The 20,140-nt window shown below is 58.1% G+C and carries 14 protein-coding genes and 1 pseudogene; 11 read left to right on the plus strand and 4 right to left on the minus strand.

Annotated features, from left to right (window positions below; all coding sequences use genetic code 11):
* Positions 1-291: 291 nt before the first annotated feature.
* From I2E45_RS08415 to I2E45_RS08425, 3 genes are read right to left on the minus strand one after another with little or no spacing between them, the layout of a single operon-like run.
* The gene (locus tag I2E45_RS08415) at positions 292-2,148 is read right to left on the minus strand and encodes an ABC transporter ATP-binding protein (RefSeq protein WP_195445624.1); all 1,857 of its coding nucleotides are present in this window, start codon (positions 2,146-2,148) and stop codon (positions 292-294) included.
* Positions 2,148-4,514 (minus strand): ABC transporter ATP-binding protein, encoded by a 2,367-nt coding sequence (locus I2E45_RS08420; RefSeq protein WP_195445626.1) that lies wholly within the window; start codon positions 4,512-4,514, stop codon positions 2,148-2,150. Before I2E45_RS08420 ends, I2E45_RS08415 begins: the two co-directional genes overlap by 1 nt.
* Positions 4,511-4,960 carry a MarR family winged helix-turn-helix transcriptional regulator gene (locus I2E45_RS08425; protein ID WP_195445628.1) on the minus strand — a complete coding sequence of 150 codons (450 nt, stop codon included), beginning with the start codon at positions 4,958-4,960 and terminating at the stop codon, positions 4,511-4,513. The genes I2E45_RS08420 and I2E45_RS08425 overlap by 4 nt, the downstream gene beginning before the upstream one ends.
* A gap of 550 nt (positions 4,961-5,510) precedes the next feature.
* On the opposite strand from I2E45_RS08425, the gene pflB reads away from it, so the two are divergent.
* The 11 genes and pseudogenes from pflB to yihA all read left to right on the plus strand — a co-directional run bounded on the left by pflB (position 5,511) and on the right by yihA (position 18,819).
* Complete coding sequence (gene pflB / locus I2E45_RS08430) at positions 5,511-7,562, plus strand: formate C-acetyltransferase (RefSeq protein WP_195445630.1); 2,052 nt, start codon at positions 5,511-5,513, stop codon at positions 7,560-7,562.
* 85 nt (positions 7,563-7,647) lie between these two features.
* A complete protein-coding gene (gene grcA3, locus I2E45_RS08435) occupies positions 7,648-7,899 on the plus strand; it encodes an autonomous glycyl radical cofactor GrcA3 (protein ID WP_006234861.1) in 252 nt (83 codons plus the stop codon).
* A 300-nt stretch (positions 7,900-8,199) separates the two neighbouring features.
* Positions 8,200-9,210 (plus strand): LacI family DNA-binding transcriptional regulator, encoded by a 1,011-nt coding sequence (locus I2E45_RS08440; RefSeq protein WP_229058905.1) that lies wholly within the window; start codon positions 8,200-8,202, stop codon positions 9,208-9,210.
* A 183-nt stretch (positions 9,211-9,393) separates the two neighbouring features.
* A complete protein-coding gene (locus tag I2E45_RS08445; RefSeq protein ID WP_035137642.1) occupies positions 9,394-10,776 on the plus strand; it encodes a family 43 glycosylhydrolase in 1,383 nt (460 codons plus the stop codon).
* A gap of 45 nt (positions 10,777-10,821) precedes the next feature.
* Positions 10,822-12,273, plus strand: a complete 1,452-nt coding sequence (locus tag I2E45_RS08450; RefSeq protein ID WP_052044095.1) for a PTS transporter subunit EIIC — start codon at positions 10,822-10,824, stop codon at positions 12,271-12,273.
* Positions 12,274-12,374: 101 nt separating this feature from the next.
* Positions 12,375-13,817 carry a glycoside hydrolase family 32 protein gene (locus I2E45_RS08455; RefSeq protein WP_195445634.1) on the plus strand — a complete coding sequence of 481 codons (1,443 nt, stop codon included), beginning with the start codon at positions 12,375-12,377 and terminating at the stop codon, positions 13,815-13,817.
* 277 nt (positions 13,818-14,094) lie between these two features.
* Positions 14,095-14,949, plus strand: a complete 855-nt coding sequence (locus I2E45_RS08460) for a DegV family protein (RefSeq protein WP_195445635.1) — start codon at positions 14,095-14,097, stop codon at positions 14,947-14,949.
* A gap of 192 nt (positions 14,950-15,141) precedes the next feature.
* A complete protein-coding gene (pflA, locus tag I2E45_RS08465; RefSeq protein WP_195445637.1) occupies positions 15,142-15,960 on the plus strand; it encodes a pyruvate formate-lyase-activating protein in 819 nt (272 codons plus the stop codon).
* An 812-nt stretch (positions 15,961-16,772) separates the two neighbouring features.
* A pseudogene (locus I2E45_RS08470) lies at positions 16,773-17,372 on the plus strand (serine hydrolase); the annotation flags it as partial.
* A 78-nt stretch (positions 17,373-17,450) separates the two neighbouring features.
* Positions 17,451-18,191, plus strand: a complete 741-nt coding sequence (gene mtnN, locus I2E45_RS08475; RefSeq protein ID WP_195445641.1) for a 5'-methylthioadenosine/S-adenosylhomocysteine nucleosidase — start codon at positions 17,451-17,453, stop codon at positions 18,189-18,191.
* A 37-nt stretch (positions 18,192-18,228) separates the two neighbouring features.
* On the plus strand, positions 18,229-18,819 hold the full coding sequence (yihA, locus tag I2E45_RS08480) for a ribosome biogenesis GTP-binding protein YihA/YsxC (protein ID WP_089572350.1): 591 nt from the start codon (positions 18,229-18,231) through the stop codon (positions 18,817-18,819).
* 258 nt (positions 18,820-19,077) lie between these two features.
* Here yihA and thrB read toward each other — a convergent pair whose 3' ends face one another.
* On the minus strand, positions 19,078-19,959 hold the full coding sequence (gene thrB / locus I2E45_RS08485; protein WP_195445642.1) for a homoserine kinase: 882 nt from the start codon (positions 19,957-19,959) through the stop codon (positions 19,078-19,080).
* Positions 19,960-20,140 lie beyond the last annotated feature (181 nt).

The following is a 20,140-nucleotide window of genomic DNA, read 5'->3' on the forward strand; positions in this document are numbered from 1 at the left end:
GCGGTGTCCCCTCCCTTTCAAGAAAGGGAAGAGGCGGGGCATGCCCCGCCTCTTACACCACATCTCTGCGCGCTACCCGCGTGTAAGCCGTGAGAGCGGCATTTGAGGCTGTTTTGGCTGTTACTAAAAAAGTAACAGTACTCATATTTGCCCTATTTTGTCCACGGGGTTCGGAAGGGGCTATCAATCGGGCCCCAAGAGAGCTAATTCGAGTGTCGTGGACGAAAAAACGGGGGCGCAGGTTGTCCTGCGTCCCCGTTCTCGGGCGTTATTCGTTCCCTGCGGCAGAATTTATGCCGCTTCGTCGAACTGCGAGTTGTACAGATCGGCGTAGAAGCCGCCCTGGGCGAGCAGCTCGTCGTGTGTACCCTTCTCGACGATGTCACCGTCGCGAATCACCAAGATCACGTCGGCGTTTCGGATCGTGGACAGGCGGTGTGCGATGACAAAGCTGGTACGGCCCTGCATCAGTGCATCCATGGCGCGCTGGATAAGCTCCTCGGTGCGGGTGTCCACGTTGGAGGTCGCCTCGTCCAGAATCAGCGCCGGGCGGTCGGCCAAAATGGCACGGGCGATGGTCACGAGCTGGCGCTGACCCTGCGACAGGTTGGTGCCCTCCTCGTTAATCATAAATTCGTAGCCACCGGCGAGCGTATGGATAAAGTGGTCGCAGCGTGCGGCGCGTGCGGCGGCTTCGACCTCGGCATCGCTTGCATCGGGGCGTCCGTAGCGGATGTTCTCGCGGATGGTGCCGTTAAACAGCCAGGTATCCTGCAGCACCATGGCAAACTCGCCGCGAAGTGCCGCGCGGTCCCAGTCGCGCACGTCGACGCCCTCGACACGCAGCGAGCCGCCGTCCACGTCGTAAAAGCGCTGCAGCAGCTTGATGAGCGTGGTCTTGCCGGCGCCGGTGGGGCCGACGATGGCGATGGTCTGGCCGGGCTGCGCCTCGCAGCTAAAGTCGTGGATGATGGTCTTGTCGGGCGTGTAGCCAAACTTGACGTGGTCAAACTCGACGTGGCCGGGGCGCTTCTCGGGAATCTGCGCGTCGGCTTTCTGCTCCTCCTCGGGCGCGGCAAGGAACTCAAAGACGCGCTCGGTGGCGGCTGCCATCGACTGCATCGTGTTGCTCACGTTGCCTAGTTGCTGCACGGGTTGCGTAAAGTTGCGAACGTACTGAATAAAGCTTTGAATGTCGCCGGGCGTGGCATTGCCGGTCAGCGCGAGCTGCGCACCCACCACGACGACTCCCACGTAGCCCATGTTACCCACCAAGCTCATGAGCGGCATCATCAGGCCCGACAGGAACTGCGAGCGCCAGCCGCTAATAAATAGGCGGTCGTTTTGACGGTCGAACTCCTCGATCGAGGCCTCGGCGCGGTCGAACACCTGAATGACGTTCTGGCCGGCAAAGTCCTCCTCGATAATGCCGTTGACCGCGCCCAGAACCTGCTGTTGCTCGCGGAAGTACGGCTGCGAGAAGTGAATCATCACGGCTAGGATAATCGCGGCTGCCGGCAGCGTGAGCACGGTGACGCCGGTGAGCGGCAGGCTGATCGAAAGCATCATGACGAGCACGCCGATAATCTGCGTCACCGACGTGATGAGCTGCGTCACGCTCTGGTTGAGCGACTGGCCCAGCGTATCGACGTCGTTGGTGATGCGGCTGAGCACGTCGCCCTTGCTGTGGCCGTTGAAGTAACTCATCGGCACGACAGCGATCTTGGCGGCGATCTCCTTGCGCATGCGATAGCAGATCTTTTGCGTGACGCCGGTCATGAGCCAGCCCTGGATGAGGCTGCAAACAGAGCTTGCCAGATACAGGCAGAGCAAAAAGCCGAGCGTCTTGGCGATCCAGTCAAAGTCGACGTCGCCGGTGCCGTTGACCTTGGCAACCAGGCCTTCGAACAGTTTGGTGGTAACCTGGCCGAGCACCTTGGGCCCCACAATGTTAAAGATGACCGAGCACACGGCAAAGGCGACGGCAGCAAACACGGCAATCTTGTGCTGGCCGATATAGCCGAGCAGCTGCCTCATGGTGCCTTTAAAGTCCTTGGCCTTTTCGCCGCGGCCCATGCCACCCATACGGCCCATAGGACCGCGCCGGCGGGTGGGCTTGGGAATCTGAGTCTTGGTCTCGTCTGCCATTAGCGCTCGCCTCCTTCCATGACGGCTGCAATTTCTTCTTGGGTGAGCCCCAGCTCCTCGGCGGAAAGCTGCGATTGTGCGATCTCCAGGTATGCCGGGCAGTTGTGCAGCAGCTCCTCGTGCGTACCGGTGCCCACCACGTGGCCGTCATCGAGCACGATGATCTGGTCGGCGTGCATGATGGTCGCGATGCGCTGGGCCACGACCACGAGTGCGGCGTCAGTAACGTTTTTGGCCAGCTCTTCGCGCAGGCGAGCGTCGGTCTTGTAGTCGAGGGCGCTAAACGAGTCATCGAACACCACAACCTCGGGCTTTTTGGCCAACGCGCGGGCGATGGCCAGGCGCTGGCGCTGGCCGCCCGAGACATTGGATCCGCCCTGGCTGATGGGGGAGTCGTAGCCGCCCTCGCGCTCGGCGATAAAGTCCTCCGCCTGGGCGACGCGTGCCGCCTGGCGCATATCCTCGTCACTCACCATATCGCCGGCAAACTTGAGGTTGCTCTCGACGGTGCCCGAGAACAGGCGACCCTGCTGCGGGATATAACCAATACGGCGGCGTAGCTCGGAAAGGGTCATGTCACGCACGTCGATGCCGTCGAGCGAAATGCTGCCGCCTGTGACGTCGTACAGGCGCGGAATCAGCTGCACGAGCGTGGACTTGCCCGAGCCCGTGGAGCCAATGATGCCGAGCATCTGACCGGCATGCGTGGTGAAGTTCACGCCGCTGATGACATCGGCGCGGGCATCGGGATACTGGAAGCTCACGTCGCGGAAGGTGAGCTCACCGCGTGACGCGCTGGTCGCGGGCAGTTTGGGCGAGGAGGGGTCGTTGATGCTCGTGGGGCAGGTGATGACCTCTTCCACGCGCTCGGCTGCGACCTCGGCACGGGGCAGGATGACCGAAACCATGGTGAGAATCATAAACGCCATGACGATCTGCATGGTGTAGGAGATGAACGCCATCATGTTGCCGACCTGCATCACGCCGTCGGACACGCCCTGCGCGCCAAACCAGACGATAAGCACGGTGATGCAGTTCATGACGAGCATCATGAGCGGCATCATAAAGCTCATGGCGCGGTTGGTGTAGAGCTGCGTGGTCATCAGGTCGAGCGACGCCTTGTCAAAACGCTCGAGCTCATGCTCCTCGCGGTTGAACGAGCGGATGGGCATAAGGCCGTCGAGTAGCTCGCGGGCGGTAAGGTTCACGCGGTCCACGAAGCTCTGCATCTTCTTGAATTTGGGCATGGTGAGGCCCATGAGCACGCCGACGACGGCCGAGACCGCGATGATGGCCACGGCGATGGTCCACTCCAGGCCGGTATGGTTAGCCAGGACGCGCATGACGGCGACGATGCCCATGACGGGGGCCATCAGACACATGCGGATAAACAGGGTTGCGGCCATCTGAATCTGCTGAATGTCGTTGGTGCAGCGGGTGATGAGCGAGGCCTGGCTAAACTTGCCCACCTCGGCCGGTGAGAAGTGCATAACCTTGTTGAAGGTCTCGTGGCGGAGGTCGCGGGCGATGGAGCAGGCGGTGCGCGAAGCCACGGCACCGGTCAGGATGGTGGCGACGAGCGACACCAGGCACAGCCCAAACATCGTGGTTGCCATGCGGCTAAGATAAGCGTTCTGCACGTCGGCGGGGTCGATGCCCTGTGCCTTGTACTCGTCCTGTACATAGCTCACGGCGCGCTGGGTGACGATGGAGCCCGACATGGAGCCCATTTTGTCTGCCATTTCGTTGGCGCCCTCGACGAGCTTGCTTTGGTCTACCAGACCGCCCTCGACACCCAGGCGCAGGCTCTTCATGGTGATCTTGCCGCCGTCGGCGTCGATCTGCTTTTGCATATTCTGCGCCGCTGCGGCCTTCTGCTGCATCTCGGCGAGCTGCTCGGGCGTCATCGCTGCCATTTGCTCGGGGGTGGGCATGGCCTGGGCAGCGTTGTTGTCTTTCTCGCTGGACGTGCCGGTCATGTCGCCCATGGAGTTGGCGTCAATGCCCTGGTTGAGCGAAAGGACGACGGTCTCGGGCAGGCTCATAATGTCGGCGAGCTTGCTGCCGTCGGCGCGCTCATCCTCGGTTCCCTTGTACGTTCGAATCCCGTTTTTGTCTGCCTTGCCAAACGCAGCTTCTACCGTCTTGGCGTCCTTGGCGCTCATAAAGAGTTCGAGGTCGTCGAGCGATTCTGCGCGAATGGTGTCGGGCACGGGCGAGGCGATGCCGCCTTGCTGCACACCCACGTCGACGATGTCGCTCATATAGGTAGGCAGCGCCAGATCGGCGTTGCAGCTGATTACGATAAGCACGATAGCTGCGAACAGTGCCAGGACATGCTTTTTAAAGAGCTTGAGAATCCTCACTCGGCATCTCTCCTTTCTTGATTGCGGTCGATAATTTCGTTGGCACGTCTAAGAAGGCGCACCATCTCTTGGGTATCTGTTTCGCCGAGCTGCTCGAGGAAAGCCGCGGTGCGGTCCTCGAATTCCCGACGCTTGATTTCGAGATCATGGAATCCCTTGTCGGTCACCGTGACGTGTACGCGACGACGGTCGGTCTTTGAGTGCTCGCGCTCGACCCAGCCCTTGGCTTCGAGAGCGCGTAGGATATTGGCGATGCGGGCACTCGAGACCCAGGCGCGATCAGCGAGTTCGCTCGGCGTGAGCGAACCGCCGGCGAGTATGAGGGCGCGCATGACGGCCATCTCGCCGCCGAGGGCTTTGTCCGCAAAGCGCGAAATGCGCTGATGCATGCTGCCGAACTCGGTAAGGAGCTGACGCCCAAGCTCACGGAAATCGGTATCTTCCACCGAAAACCCCTAACACTAGAAACTATTTTCGGTGAAAGATGATACCCCTGCACGCGCACCCTATACGGTAGATTTTGGGACATGTCTAGAAAACTACCTTTAGGCGACCTCCGTACATCGTCGGTATCAGCGAAGTCAGGGAGTAGATCTCTAGGCATGTCCTAAAGCCCACTCAGAGGCACTTTACCCTGCTAAAGCTGGCATAACAGCTAGAGTGATGGACGTATAAAGGCAAGGGGAAATATCAAACAAATCGGTGAACGGTAGTTGTTCGCGCTCGCATTTCCTGCGGATTTGTTAAAAACGCCCTAATGGTATAAAAAAAGAAACATATAACAGCCCTGATGAAGGGGGTGGCTATGCTATCCTTCTCAAACGGGTGAAATCTTGGGTTTTGGGTTGCAGTTCCAAGGTGGACAAACGTTTTCCTTGTGCTAACGCGCGACGGAAGGCGAATGAAGCCGGTAGTGCAAGCCGAAAATTCAAGAATTCAATAAGCAGCGGTGTGAGAGAGCGCCGCATTACACGTAACTAGGAGCGTGGTTACACAATGCAGGAGGCATGGGAAGGCTTCAAGGAAGGCATCTGGACGGGAGAGGTTGACGTCCGAGACTTCATCCAGAAGAACTACACCCCCTATGAGGGCGACGAGTCGTTCCTCGCCGGCCCGACCGAGCGTACCAAGGAGCTGTGGGGCGAGGTTCTCGACCTGCTGCTTAAGGAGCGCGAGCAGGGCGGTGTCCTCGATATGGACACCAAGATCGTCACGGGTATCGTGAGCCACCCCGCTGGCTACATCGATAACGCCCACCGCGAGAAGGAGACCATCGTCGGCCTCCAGACCGACAAGCCGCTCAAGCGCGCTCTGCACGTCAACGGCGGTATCCGCATCGCTTGCCAGGCCGCCAGCCAGCACGGCTACAAGGTCGACGAGAACGTTGTCGAGCGCTACACCTTCGAGCGCAAGACTCACAACGCTGGCGTCTTCGATGTCTACACCCCCGAGATGCGTGCTTGCCGCTCGGCCCACATCATCACCGGTCTGCCCGATGGCTATGGCCGCGGCCGCATCATCGGCGACTACCGTCGTGTCGCCCTGTACGGTGTCGACTACCTGATCAAGGACAAGGAGGCCCAGAAGGCTTCCACCCCGACGGTCATGACCGCCGACAACATCCGCGATCGTGAGGAGCTGCAGGAGCAGATCCGCGCCCTCGGCGAGCTCAAGATGATGGCCGAGACCTATGGTTTCGACATTTCCAACCCTGCTACCAACACGCAGGAGGCCATCCAGTGGATGTACTTCGCCTACCTTGCTGCCGTCAAGGAGCAGAACGGCGCCGCTATGTCCATCGGCCGTACCTCTACGTTCATCGACATCTATGCTGAGCGCGACCTTGCCAACGGTACCTTCACCGAGGAGCAGATCCAGGAGTTCGTGGATCACTTCATCATGAAGCTCCGCATGGTCAAGTTCGCCCGTACTCCCGAGTATCAGGCCCTGTTCACCGGCGACCCGCAGTGGGTCACCGAGTCCATCGGCGGCATGGGTGTTGACGGCCGTACGCTCGTTACCAAGATGAGCTACCGCTACCTGCACACGCTCGAGAACATGGGTACCAGCCCCGAGCCCAACATGACCGTTCTGTGGTCGACCCGTCTGCCCGAGAACTTCAAGAAGTTCTGCGCCAAGACTTCCGTCGCCAGCTCCTCGATCCAGTACGAGAACGACGACCTCATGCGCGTCTATCACGGCGACGACTACGGCATTGCCTGCTGCGTGTCCTCCATGCGCATCGGCAAGGAGATGCAGTTCTTCGGCGCCCGCGCCAACCTTGCCAAGTGCCTGCTCTACGCACTCAACGGCGGTGTTGACGAGGTCTCCAAGAAGCAGGTCGGCCCCAAGTATCGCGCCGTCGAGGGCGATACGCTCGATTACGACGACGTTGTGGCCAAGTACAACGACATGATGAAGTGGCTCGCTGGCGTGTACGTCAACTCGCTGAACATCATTCACTACATGCACGACAAGTATTGCTACGAGCGCATCCAGATGGCTCTGCACGACAAGCACGTGCACCGCTGGTTCGCTACGGGCATCGCTGGCCTTTCCGTCGTGGCTGACTCCCTGTCCGCCATCAAGTACGCCAAGGTTCACCCCGTCCGTGACGAGAACGGCATCATCGTCGACTTCGAGACCGAGGGCGAGTTCCCCAAGTACGGTAACGACGACGACCGCGTCGACCAGATTGCTCACGACGTTGTGCACCAGTTCATGGAGTACATCCGCATGAACGACACCTACCGCAACTCCGTGCCCACGACCTCGGTTCTGACCATTACCTCCAACGTCGTGTACGGTAAGAAGACCGGCTCCACGCCCGACGGCCGCAAGGCTGGCCAGCCGTTCGCCCCGGGTGCTAACCCCATGCACAAGCGCGATAGCCACGGCGCCATCGCTTCGCTGTCTTCGGTTTCCAAGCTCCCGTTCCGCGATGCTCAGGACGGCATCTCCAACACCTTCTCCATCATCCCGAGTGCGCTCGGCAAGGAGGACCAGGTGTTCTTTGGCGATATCGACCTTGATCAGCTGGGCGAGTAACTATTGTTAGTGCTATACTAACAATAACGATTACTGATTAGTGCGCCGGTTTCGGCCGGCGCCTATTAATCGAAGGAGACACATTATGAAGGTTTCTGAAGTTTCCGAGACTCAGGCCGATAACCTGGTCCACATGCTCGACGCTTACGCCGAGAAGGGTGGCCACCACCTGAACATCAACGTCTTCAACCGTGAGACGCTGCTCGACGCTCAGGCTCACCCCGAGAAGTACCCGCAGCTGACCATCCGCGTTTCCGGCTATGCCGTGAACTTCCACACGCTCACCAAGGAGCAGCAGGACGAGGTCATTGCGCGTACCTTCCACGACAAGTTCTAAAGGGGCTCAACTCCCGCAGGATCGCCGGGGCTGTTTGGGCTACCTCCCAAAACGTCCTCGGACATGCAAAGAGGCTCGCTGCGCACTTCGTGCGGCGAGCCTCTTTGCGTCCTGCGGAATGTTTTGGGAGGTAGCCCAAACAGCCCCGGCGGGGGTCCTGTGTAGTCACCCTTTAGGCGGAACTCTCCTAATTATTTGGATGAGTCGTTTACTTACTTGTGCTGTTACCGTCTTCCCGCTGTTGTTGGGGTATGCTTTGTTCGTATGTAAACGTATGACATGTTGATGGGGGAGGGTGCTATGGCTCACGAGAGTGCCCGTTCTAAGGATACGGCTAAGCCTGGCATCAAGGAAGTTGCAGCGGTGGCGGGGGTTTCGCCTACTACGGTATCTCGCGTGCTTAATAACCGCGGCTACATTAGCCAGGAAACCCGCGATAAAGTCCATGCGGCGATGGAGCGCATCAACTATACGCCCAACGATATCGCCCGTGCCATGCTCAACGGTCGCCTGAATCTTATCGGTATGATCGTTCCCTTTGTGAGCAGCCCGTTCCATGCTCAGGTTGTGCAGGCGGTCGAGCGCACGTTAGCGGAAAACGGCTTTAAGATGTTGCTGTGCAACAGCGCCAATCGACCCGATCTTGAGCGTTCCTATATTGACATGCTCCGCCGCAATATGGTCGACGGCGTCATCGTCAACTCCCTCAATATCGGTGCCGAGGCATATGCCGAGATGGGCTTGAGCCTGGTTGGCATCGACTGCGATCTTGGCGAGGGCTCTGTCCAGATTGCAAGTGACAGCTATGGCATTGGCGAGCTCGCCACGCGCCGTCTGATTGATGACGGCTGCAGGCGTATCCTGTGCCTGCGCAGCAATAGCCGCATGCGCATGCCTGCCAATAAGCGTACCGATGCCTACCTCGATGTTGTTGAGCAGGCCGGTTTGTCCGCGCTTGTCCGTGAGGTTGAGTTCGTTAAGCCCGACGACGAAAAGGGCGCGGTCGTTGCGAAGATCCTCGATGAGAACCCCGATATTGACGGCATCTTTGCGGGAGACGATACGATGGCGGCCATCTGTCTCAACGTGATGAAGCAGCGCGGCTTGAGCGCTCCAGACGATATTAAGGTCGTGGGCGCGGATGGTGCCCGCCGAACTATGACGTTTATGCCTGACTTAACAACCGTACGTCAAGATATCGATCGCATCGGAGAGCTCGCGGCGCAATCCATCATCGCTCTTATTAACGGCGATAATCCCGAATCGAATATCAAGCTCTCCGTTGAACTCATTGAGGGCAAAACCGCGTAGTTCATCCCGTGCCAAAAGAATTCCTCAAACGCCTCTGATGACCGTTCACCGGCAAATGTCAACCGTTTGCCGACGACTGGAACTGCGAAAAGACGTATTGGTGTGAAAACGTTTGACATATGAAAACGATTGACATATCTTGCCATTGTACCGAGTTAGTATGTCGTGGAAAGGAAGTCTCGGATGCACAAGGTGTATTACCAGCCTGAGGGAATTTGGGTAGGCGACATCATGCCGTACGGCGAGGACGGCACGTTCTATCTCTATCATCAGCGTGACACGCGTAACCCCGAACCTTTCGGAGAGCCGTTTGGCTGGGCACTCGCTACGACCAAGGATTTCGTCAACTACAAGGACTTTGGCGAGAGCCTTGAGCGCGGCGGCGACGAGGAAGTCGACCAGTACATTTATGCCGGCACGGTGTTTAAGGTGGGCGACAAGTACCATGCGCTCTACACTGGTTGCAATCGCGATAAGGTCCGCGCACGTTTGATGAAGCAGGTTCTTCTTCACGCAACGAGCGACGACGCCGTCAAGTGGGAGAAGAACATCGCCGAGACGCTGCTTCCGCCCCAGGAGGGTTACGATGACCGCAACTGGCGCGATCCCTTTGTGCTTTGGGATGAGGAGAACGAAGAGTACATGCTCATCCTCGGCACGCGTGTGGGCGAGGACAAGCGTCTGATGACCGGCCGCCTGGTCAAGTTCACCTCCAAGGATCTGACCAACTGGGAGTTCCAGGGCGACTGGTGGAACCCGGGCCTGTACACCATGTTTGAGATGCCTGATCTCTTTAAGATGGGCGACTGGTGGTACCTCGTCTTTTCCGAGTACAGCGACGGCAACAAGACCCGTTACCGCATGTCCAAGTCCATCAACGGTCCTTGGATTACCCCTGCTGACGACTCCTTCGACGGCCGCGCGTACTACGCCGCTCGCACCGCATTCGATGGCGAGCGTCGCGTTCTCTTTGGTTGGGTTCCTACGCGTGACGAGGGCGGCGACCCCAGCTCTTACCTATGGGGTGGCACCTTTATGCCCCTCGAGATCGTTCAGCGTGCCGACGGAACGCTCGGCACCAAGCTCCCCGACAGCATGCTTGGCGCCTTTGGCGAGGCTAAGGCAGTCGAGACCTTTGAGCTTTCCTGCGAGTCGGGCAAGGTCGAGCAGGTGCTCGCCGCGGATGCCGGCTCCACCTACTTGCTCGATGCCGACATTGAGCTCGGCGGTAACGCTGCCGGCTTCTCGGTCAAGTTCGCCGAGGACGCCGAGACCGGTCTTGCCTATGAGTTCCGCGCCAACCTGCGCGAGGGCAAGCTCGAGTTCACGCCGGCTCCCCAGTACCCGTGGTTCCAGGTCAACAACATGGGCCTCGAGCGTCCGTTGTTCTTTAAGGGCGAGGGCACTCACCATGTGCGTCTGGTCGTCGACGACGACATCGCGACCATCTTTGTCGATGATGTTGCGCTCAACGCTCGCTTCTGCAACAAGCAGGGCCAGGGTGTGGCGCTTACCGTCACCGACGGTGCGCTCAAGTGCGCAAACGCAACGATCGCGTCTCTGTAGCGGCAACGAACCGTTTTATGATTTAGAAAAGGAATGGAGAGGAACATGGACTACAAGGCAGTGTCCCAGCAAGTCGTCGACAACGTCGGCGGACTGGAGAACATCGAGGGCGCCACGCATTGCGTGACCCGTCTGCGTCTGGTGCTCAAGGATACGAGCAAATACAACAAGGCCGAGCTCGAGAACATCGATGGCGTCAAGGGCGTGCTGTACAACAGCGGCCAGCTCATGATCATCTTCGGTACCGGTACCGTCAACAAGGTTTACGATGAGTTTATGGCTCTGACGGGCGTTAAGGAGATCAGTGCTTCCGAGGTCAAGGGCGCTGAGGCGGACAAGAAGGGCAAGTTCTTCTCGGTCCTCAAGGTATTCTCGGACATCTTTATCCCCATCATTCCCGCCTTCGTCGGCGCTGCAATCATCATCGGCCTTAAGTCGCTGATCGTTGCCAACGGCCTCTTTGGCATGGAAGGCAGCCTCGCCGATCACAGCGAGTTCCTCAAGAACCTCGCAAGCTTCTTTGCCATTATCGCCACCACGTTCGACTACCTGCCTGTCCTGGTTATGTACAGCGCGGTCAAGCGTTTTGGCGGTAACCCGATCCTGGGCATCCTCGTCGGTATCGTCATGGTTCACCCGAGCCTTATGAACCGCAACACGTTCGTTATGGACCCGACGGGTGCTGAGTATTGGAACTTCGGTCCGCTATCCATTCCCATGGTTGCTTTCCAGGGCGGCGTATTCCCTGCAATCCTGACTGCCTGGTTTATGGCCAAGGTCGAAAAGATTGCCCAGAAGTACATCCCCGAGGTCGTTTCGTTCGTCTTTGTCCCGACCGTTACCCTGATTCTTGCTAACGTCGCCCTGTTCACCGTGTTCGGCCCGCTCGGCAACCTGATCGGTGACGTCCTCGCCGGCGTAATCGATATCCTGTACAACAGGATGGGCGTCTTTGGTGCCTTTGTCTTCGCCGCGTTCCTGCAGCCGCTCGTCGTTACCGGTACGCATCAGTTCATCCAGGGTATCGAGGCAAACCTTGTTGCCACGACTGGCTTCAACTACATCCAGGCCATCTGGTCGGTTTCCATCATCGCCCAGGGCGGCGGCGCCATCGGTATGTACCTCATTCACAAGAAGCACTCCAAAGAGCGCAACATCTGCATGTCGTCCTTTATCCCGACGCTGGTCGGAATCTCCGAGCCCGCTATCTTTGCTGCAAACATGCGCTATTCGATCATTCCGTTCATCTGCGCATGCATCGGTGCAGGCTGCGGCGGTGCCTTCGTCAAGCTCTTTGAGGTGCGCGCTATCGGTCAGGGTCTGACCGGCGTGCTTGGCCTGCTCATCGTCACGCCCGAGACCCTCGTGTGGTATGTGGCTGGCAATCTCATCGCCTTTATCGTGCCGATCGTCTTGATCTTTGCCTACAACAAGGCAAAGGGCGTGCCGACCACCGATGAAGAGGGCGCTGGCGCTGGCTTCGACGTTAGCTTCTAGTTGAGCCGTTCAGTGTAATCTGAGGATAAGTCCATTTGAGGAAGGGCGTTCGACTCGTGTGAGTCGAGCGTCCTTCCCCATAGACGAGAAAGTCAACGGCGATGTTAAATCAAAAAAACAAGGTGACACGCGCGGACTATGAGCAGTGGCGTGTCGGACAGGATGAGACGGCGGCTCGCATCGCGTCCGACCCCGATAGGCTTCTGTTCCATGTGGAGCCTGAGCTTGGCTGGCTCAACGACCCCAACGGTTTGGTTCAGATTGGTGATATGTATCACATCTATCATCAATACGATCCGTTCGATGCTGCGCATGGCGGTCCAGTGCTTTGGAACCATCTGACGACAAAGGATTTTGTGACGTACGAGAATCACGGCCCCGTGCTGTTCCCCGATTCCGATTTGGATTCGAGCGGAGCGTATTCTGGTTCTGCCTTTGTACGTGATGGCAAGATTCACTACTTCTATACCGGCAACGTCAAGCATTTTGACCGCGATGATTACGACTACGTGTTGACGGGCCGTGAGCAAAACCAGATTCATATGGTTGCCGAGAATCCCGACGAATTGGGCGAGAAGCGCATGGCTGTTGGACCAGTCGATTACCCCGACGATATCGGTACACACGTGCGCGACCCCAAGATCCTTGAGCACGATGGTATCTACTACATGGTTCTGGGCGCTCGTACGAAAGACGACCGTGGCTGCGTGCTTGTCTATACTTCGCGTGATTTAGGGGTCTGGAGCTATGCGACGCGCATTGAGCTGGGCGAGAAGTTTGGCTTTATGTGGGAGTGCCCTGATCTGTTTGAGCTTGATGGCGAGCTTATTCTCGTTTGCTGCCCGCAGGGTGTGCCTGCCGATGGTTGGCGTTACCGCAATCCGCATCAGTGCGTGTGGTTCCCTATCGAGGCCGATTGGGAGGCGCCGAGTTTTAAGATCACCGGGCAGGGCATGCCCCCGATGGTCGATGCCGGTTTTGATTTCTATGCTCCGCAGTCCTTTGAGGATGCTGCAGGCCGGCGTTTGATGATCGGATGGTCGGGTTGCCCCGATTCGACGGCGGAAAACCCGACGGTGGCGCGCGGGTGGCAGTGCGCGTTGACGGTGCCGCGAGAGCTGAGCATGCGCGATGGTAAGCTCTGCCAGCAGCCGGCGCACGAGATTGAGAGGATGCGCGGCGACTGCGTTCGCGCGACAGGCGGTGAAACCGTTGAGGAGCCGGGCCGCCTGTTTGATCTTGTGGTTTCCTGTGAGGGCGCCAAGATGGTCGAGCTCGAAATCCGCAAGGGTGTCTTTGTGCGTTATACGGACGGGATGCTTACCCTCGATATGGGTGACGAAGGCTATGGGCGCGACCAGAGGTCGATTGAGCTCGGCGAGCTTCGCGACCTACGCGTGCTTTCGGACACTACGATGGTCGAGATTTTTGCAAATGGCGGCGAGGCGGCACTTACGAGCCGTACCTATTCGCCGGCGGTTCCGGCGATGGAGCTGCACGCCGAGGGTGCGGCATCGATGAATTTCTACCGCCTCGTGCATTAACCGTGCGTGGAGCACGATTGGATTTACTGGACGGAATGTGTCGCAGTTGTCGCGGCCAACTACCGCTTACCGCATATAACGACCGTTTGCGGAATAAGTAACCCTCCTTAATAAACCGTGTAGAATCCTAGATAAGCACGGAGTTTTCCAGGGAGACGCTGTCCTTTGTTGTGTGCAAGGGACGGCGTCTCTTTGGCGCTTGGAGGCCGTTGTGTAGCAGGACGGTGGACGTGCGTCACATATTAAAAAGCCAACGTCGAGATGGGTCGTGATGATAATGGGCAAGTACGTAATCGTGGTTGAATCTGGTTCGGATGTGACGCCAGAGCTCTGCGAACGCTACGGCATCGTGCGCGTGCCTATGCATGTCACGATTGGTGACGAGACTGTCGAGGACGGCTCGATCGATCCGCTCGAGATTTATTCGCGCTGCAACGAGTTTGGCGTAATGCCCAAGACCAGCGGCTGCGCGCCTGCGGATTTTGCTCACGTGTACGACCGTATCCATGCCGAGCAGCCCGATGCGACCATTCTGCATCTTGCGTACTCCGAGGCCACGACCTGCTCGCATCAATCCTCCAAGATTGCGGCCCAGGGGCGCGACTACGTGTTCTCCATGGACACGCGTTTTGTCTCGGTGGGCCAGTCGCTCGTTGTCGTCGAGACCGCCAAATACATCGAGGCTCACCCCGATGCCACCGTCGACGAGATCTTTGCATTTACGAATTCCGTCATGGACCGTGTGCTGCTGGGCTTTGTTCCTACCGACCTAGCCTTCCTTAAGGCGGGCGGTCGTCTGTCCAACGTGGCATTCCTTGGCGCCCACCTGCTCAAGATTAAGCCCTGCATTGAGGTAACGGGCGGTAAGTTTGTGGCGACCAAGAAGTTCCGCGGCTCTATGCTCAAGTGCGCCCGCGCCTTTATTGACCACATGGTTGCGAAGGGCGAGATTGACTACTCGCACATTGGCCTGGCGTATTCGGTAGGCCTTTCCCAGGAGCTGCGCGACGACATGGAAGTCTATGCGCACGACCTGGGCTTTAAGGACATTACCTGGACTCAGGTCGGCGGCGTCATCTCGAGCCATTGCGGCCCGACCGCCTTCGGCGCGGTGCTCACGCTCAAGGCGTAAAGGCTGCAGACGAACATTTTCTCGCTTTTGCGAGTGCTCGGCAGCCATATGATCGATATAAGTCCCTGCCATGGCGGTAGGGGGCAGATTAAAGCATGCCACTCTGGCCCGAGACGTTTAAACGCAAGCGTATGGGCTAGAATGGCTCTGATATTTATGTAACTAAAACCAAAGAGAGGCAAGGTAGCGGGAATGGCTGAGATGACACTCGAGGGTGTGGACGCTCGTCCTGAGGACTCCGCGTTTGCCCTGGGCCGCGTGCATTCGATTGAGACGATGGGTACGGTCGACGGTCCCGGCATCCGCTTCGTAGTGTTTGTCCAAGGCTGTCCCATGCGCTGCGCGTATTGCCACAATCCCGATACTTGGTCTGTTAACGGCGGCACCATGGTGACTGTCGAGCACCTGATGGACGAGTTCCAGAGTAACCATGAGTTTTACCGCAGCGGCGGAATTACGGTTTCGGGTGGCGAGCCGCTCCTGCAGCCCGACTTTTTGGCCGATCTGTTCCGTGCAATGCACAGCAATCCCGATGGTCGCGTGCATACCTGCCTTGACAGCTGCGGATATGCGTTTGATCCCAACCACCCCGAGAAGTTCGATGCTGTCCTCAACGAGACCGACATGGTGCTGCTCGACATTAAGCACGCCGATCCGGTTGAGCATAAAAAGCTGACCGGTTGCGATCCTGCACGTATTCTGGCGTTTGGCGATGAGCTGGCGCGTCGCAGGATCAAGGTCGTTATCCGTCACGTGGTGGTGCCGGGCATTACCGACACGGTGGAGGAGTGCGAGGCACTCGGTCGCCTGATTGCCCCGTGGCATAACGTGGTGGGCTTGGAAATGCTGCCGTATCACACGATGGGCGTCGTCAAGTACGAGCAACTGGGCATTCCCTATAAGCTTGAGGGCGTGCTCCAGATGGATACCGCGCGCATGCCCGAGCTGCGCAATGCCGTTATGACCGGCATGAAAAAGCGCCGCACGGAACTCAAAAACGCCATCGGCTAGCGATCCATTTTCGCCCCCAAGGGCACTCATTGGGGACAGACTTAAATGAGCGCCCCCGGGCACCTAGTTGATTGCTAAAGAGCCCCGTCAAGTTGCGGTGGGATAGTTCTTGTTTTTCGGCTTATGCCGCCCAAATAGGAACTATTCCACCGCAACTGCGTTTTGGGCGGAGATGCGCAACAGAATCGCGCCATTTGGATAAATACGCTTGTGGTTTCTTTAAAGACGCCTTAAACGCCGCTGAATATCTTTGGAAAGAAATGCCTGCTCGGTATTATGCTGCTCGTATATGAACGGTAGCAGTCAGGAGACCACGTGCGAAACAACGCATCGCGGGACGAGTATGTGCCGCAGCATAGCAGCAGATATGAGACGAAGGGCACGCCTTCGCGTGGCCTTGCTGACGCTCGCATCCGCGTGACGAAGATTGCCGCCATTGGGATGCTAACGTTGGCGATTATTATCCTCGGAGTTACCGCCAAAACCTACGCGTCGGAGCGAATGGCACACTCAGATGCGTCAACGGTACAGACGCAAAACGAGAAGGTTTCAAAGTCCAAAGCGTCGGCAGATCTCAAGACGAGACTTTCGAAGGCGGACTTCAACGATATCCCTTCGGGTGATACCGTTCAGACCTTCTCGTTGGTGGATAACAAGACTCCTACCTTGGAGGATGAGAGCCTTGCCTTGCTCCAGGATGCCCTGAGTCGGGCGCAGGAGCTAGGCGATGTGGGTGTGGTGTTCTACGACCTGTCAAGCGGCAAGGGCGTGACGTATAACCCCGATGTCGAGGTTACGGTGCGAGTAGCTACAAGGCGCTCTATGCGTTGTACATCTGCGAATCTCTGGTCGAGACGGGTCAGGTTTCACTCGATGATTCCCTTGGCACCTATGGTGGCTACAACATGGGTTGGCAGACGGTGCGCGACCTGATCGATGCCGCGGTCGTTAATTCGGACAACGATTCGTTTATTGCGTTACGCGCGGCGTTTGACCGTGTCGGTTACGAGGATTGGATTGCCAGTCTTGGCATCGATTACGATACCGCACTCGATCCGATGAGTGATTTTCCCACCTATTGCCCGCGCACCTCGGCCAAGTTGTGGCGCGAGATGAGCGAGTATTTGAGCCGTGATACCGAGACGTCGCAATGGCTATCGGATCTTCTGGCCTCTACGACCCGGTCCTTTATCCGCGACGGCATTGCGGACGACCAAGCCCTGGTGCGCAACAAGGCCGGCTGGATTAGCGAGGATGGTTGCTATTCGACATGCGATGCGGGCCTCATCGATGTCGATGGCGACACCTACATTATGAGCATCATGACATCGATGCCATGGAGTGATCGCTCGAGTGAGCTGGTGGCTGCGATTGCTAAGATATTCTTTGATACGCGAGCTGCGCTGGCCTAACGTGTTCGTTTGACGAGGTCAAACAAAATGCTGGTACCATACCGTGGTTGAGAATTTCGTATAGGTTTGGGGAATGGCATGGCTACCATCGCGATTATCGGTGCGCTCGAAAAAGAGATCATGCAGATTAAGGAAGAGTTGAGCAACGTTTGCATGGTACAGGAGGCGGGCTTGAACGTTGTGACCGGCGGGCTCGACGGCCTGTCGATTGTCGCCACGACGGCGGGTATGGGCACGGTAAACGCTGCCGCCGCAACACAGCACCTCATTAGCAAGTATGCTCCACAGGCAGTTGTGTTTTCTGGTATCGCAGGTGGCCTGAATCCCAAGCTCCATATCGACGATGTCGTCATTGGCAAATGCCTGCGCTATCTAGATACCGATACCGCGCTTATCGCCGAGTCTGCACCGGGGCTCGAGGAGTTTGTCTCGACGCCTGCGCTGGTCGATATTGCCGCCGATGTGCTTGCTGAGCGTGGGTTTGTTGATGCTTCGACAAATGCGACCGCTTCGAACGAGGGCGCAAAGCAGTTCCTGGTCGGCACGATTGCCACGGGTAACCGCTTTGTGACGGGCGCCGCTATGCGCAATGATGCCATCGAGGCGACGCATGCCGATTGTGTCGGCATGGAGGGCGCGGCAATTGCCCATGTCGCAACCAAAAATGGTGTCGATTGCCTGGTGCTGCGTGCTATCAGCGATAATTGTGACGAGGCGTATGATGCGATTTGCGACCGCGAGTTCGATTTGTTCGAGTATGCGCGTGCCGCAAGCGATATCACGCTCGATATCGTTCGACGCATTGCCGCTGCGCAATAGCGCGTTTTTTGCAAGATCCTACGACCAAGGAGTGTCCATGGCCGATTCCATTAACTACCAGCTTGCCAAGTTCGTCGCCAGCTACGGCAAGGTTTCGCAGATCCCCGAGTCCACCTGTCCCGAGGTGAGCTTCGTTGGCCGCTCAAATGTGGGCAAGTCGTCCATCATGAACAAGCTCTTTGGCCGCAAGAACCTGGTGAAGGTTTCGAGCACGCCGGGCAAGACGAGCAACATCAATTTCTTCGAGGCCGACGACGTGCACTTTGTGGACCTGCCGGGCTACGGTTTCGCCCGTCGTTCCAAGGCCGAGCGCGACCGCTGGGCCGAGCTCATCGGCGACTTCTTCGACTCCGAGCGCAGCTTTAACTTGGTTGTGTCGCTAGTGGACATTCGCCATGACCCCAGTAAGCTCGACCATGACATGATCGACTACCTGCAGGGCAACGAGTTCAACTTTATCGTCTGCCTCACCAAGGCCGACAAGCTCAGCCGCACCCAGCAGGCCCGCCAAGCGGCAGCCATCAAAAAGCAGCTCAACGTCCCGGCCGAAAACGTAATCATCACAAGCTCCCAAACCGGCGTGGGCATCGACGAACTCAAGCGCCGCATCGCCGAAGCCTGCCTCTAATAAGTGCCCTAATCTAGCAAGAGCCCCTACCAATAAAAGGCCATAATTTCAGCCCGGCGCCCCTTCAAAGCGTGGGTCCCTGTAGACATCCTCAGCAAGGTAGGCGCAGGGACGGTCGGGATATTCCCTCAAAATCATTCCGCAGCGCGAAGGCCCCTTGTCCGTCGCTCCGTAGGAGCAGGACAAGGGGCCTTCATGCGCGAGGACGATTTTGAGGGAATATCCCGACCGTCCCGGACAGGTATATGAGGAGGATGTCTACAGGTACTCGATTTGAGCGCCCTCGGTGTCGCACGTCAGAATATGCGTATCACACTTAGGGAACTGCTCACGCAGCTTGACCTGTAGGAACTTTGCCACGATGGTGTCGTCAGTCACGGCCATGAGGGTCGAGCCCGAGCCGCTGATCCAGATGGTCTTGGCGCCTCCGTTAAGGCAGGTGTCGCGCACGGCGTTGTAGTCGGGAATCAGACGGCGACGATAGGGCTCTTGAATGCGGTCGTCATTAGCGGCGGCAATCAGGTCCAGGTCACCAGTCTCCAAGCCGCGCGTCATGCCGGCGATGCGGCCCATCTGCCACACAGCGGTGGAGAGTGGAATCTCCTGCGGCACAACCTTGCGTGCCTCGCTCGTATGTACCTCGTAGGGTGGAATCACGGTAATAAAACGCAAGCGATCGCTCACCTCGTAGCGCAGGCACTGGGGGAGCGAATCGGTCGGCGTAAAGGAGCAGACGGCGCCGCCCAGGATAGCGGGGGCGACGTTATCGGGATGGCCCTCGACCTCGGTGGCAATGCGGACGAGCTCGGCGCGGTCGACGGTGTGGCCCGTCAACGCGGCGGCTGCCATAATGCCGGCGACGACGCAGGTGGAGCTGGAGCCCAGACCGCGGGCGACGGGAACGTCAGTCTGAATGTCGATGGCGACGGGGAAGGCCGGCTCGCCCCATGCGGCCAGTGCATCCACAAAGCTCACGTAGACTAGGTTGTTCTCGTTTTGGAACTCCTCGGGGCATCCGGTGATGATGAGTTTGTCGGCGCGCTCGAAGGTGAAGTGCGAGTAGAGGCTGACGGCCATGCCGAGGGTGTCGTAGCCGATGCCTAGGTTGGCGCTGGTTGCTGGGACGGTGATTTTGATCATGTGGGTCCTCCTGGGCGGGTCTGGCCGTTTAGTTCGCTGCTCGGGCAGTCCTGGCTCGCTCGGAAAGCACATTAAGTGCTTTCCGGCTCGTGCGGAACTCGCGACGAACGAAACAGCCAGGCACGCTGTGTGCGTTCGTCATCATCCCGGTGGGTATCTGATAAAAGAAGGTGCGCCGGCT

It is taken from the genome of Collinsella aerofaciens, assembly GCF_015555045.1.
GTDB classification, from domain to species: domain Bacteria; phylum Actinomycetota; class Coriobacteriia; order Coriobacteriales; family Coriobacteriaceae; genus Collinsella; species Collinsella aerofaciens_W.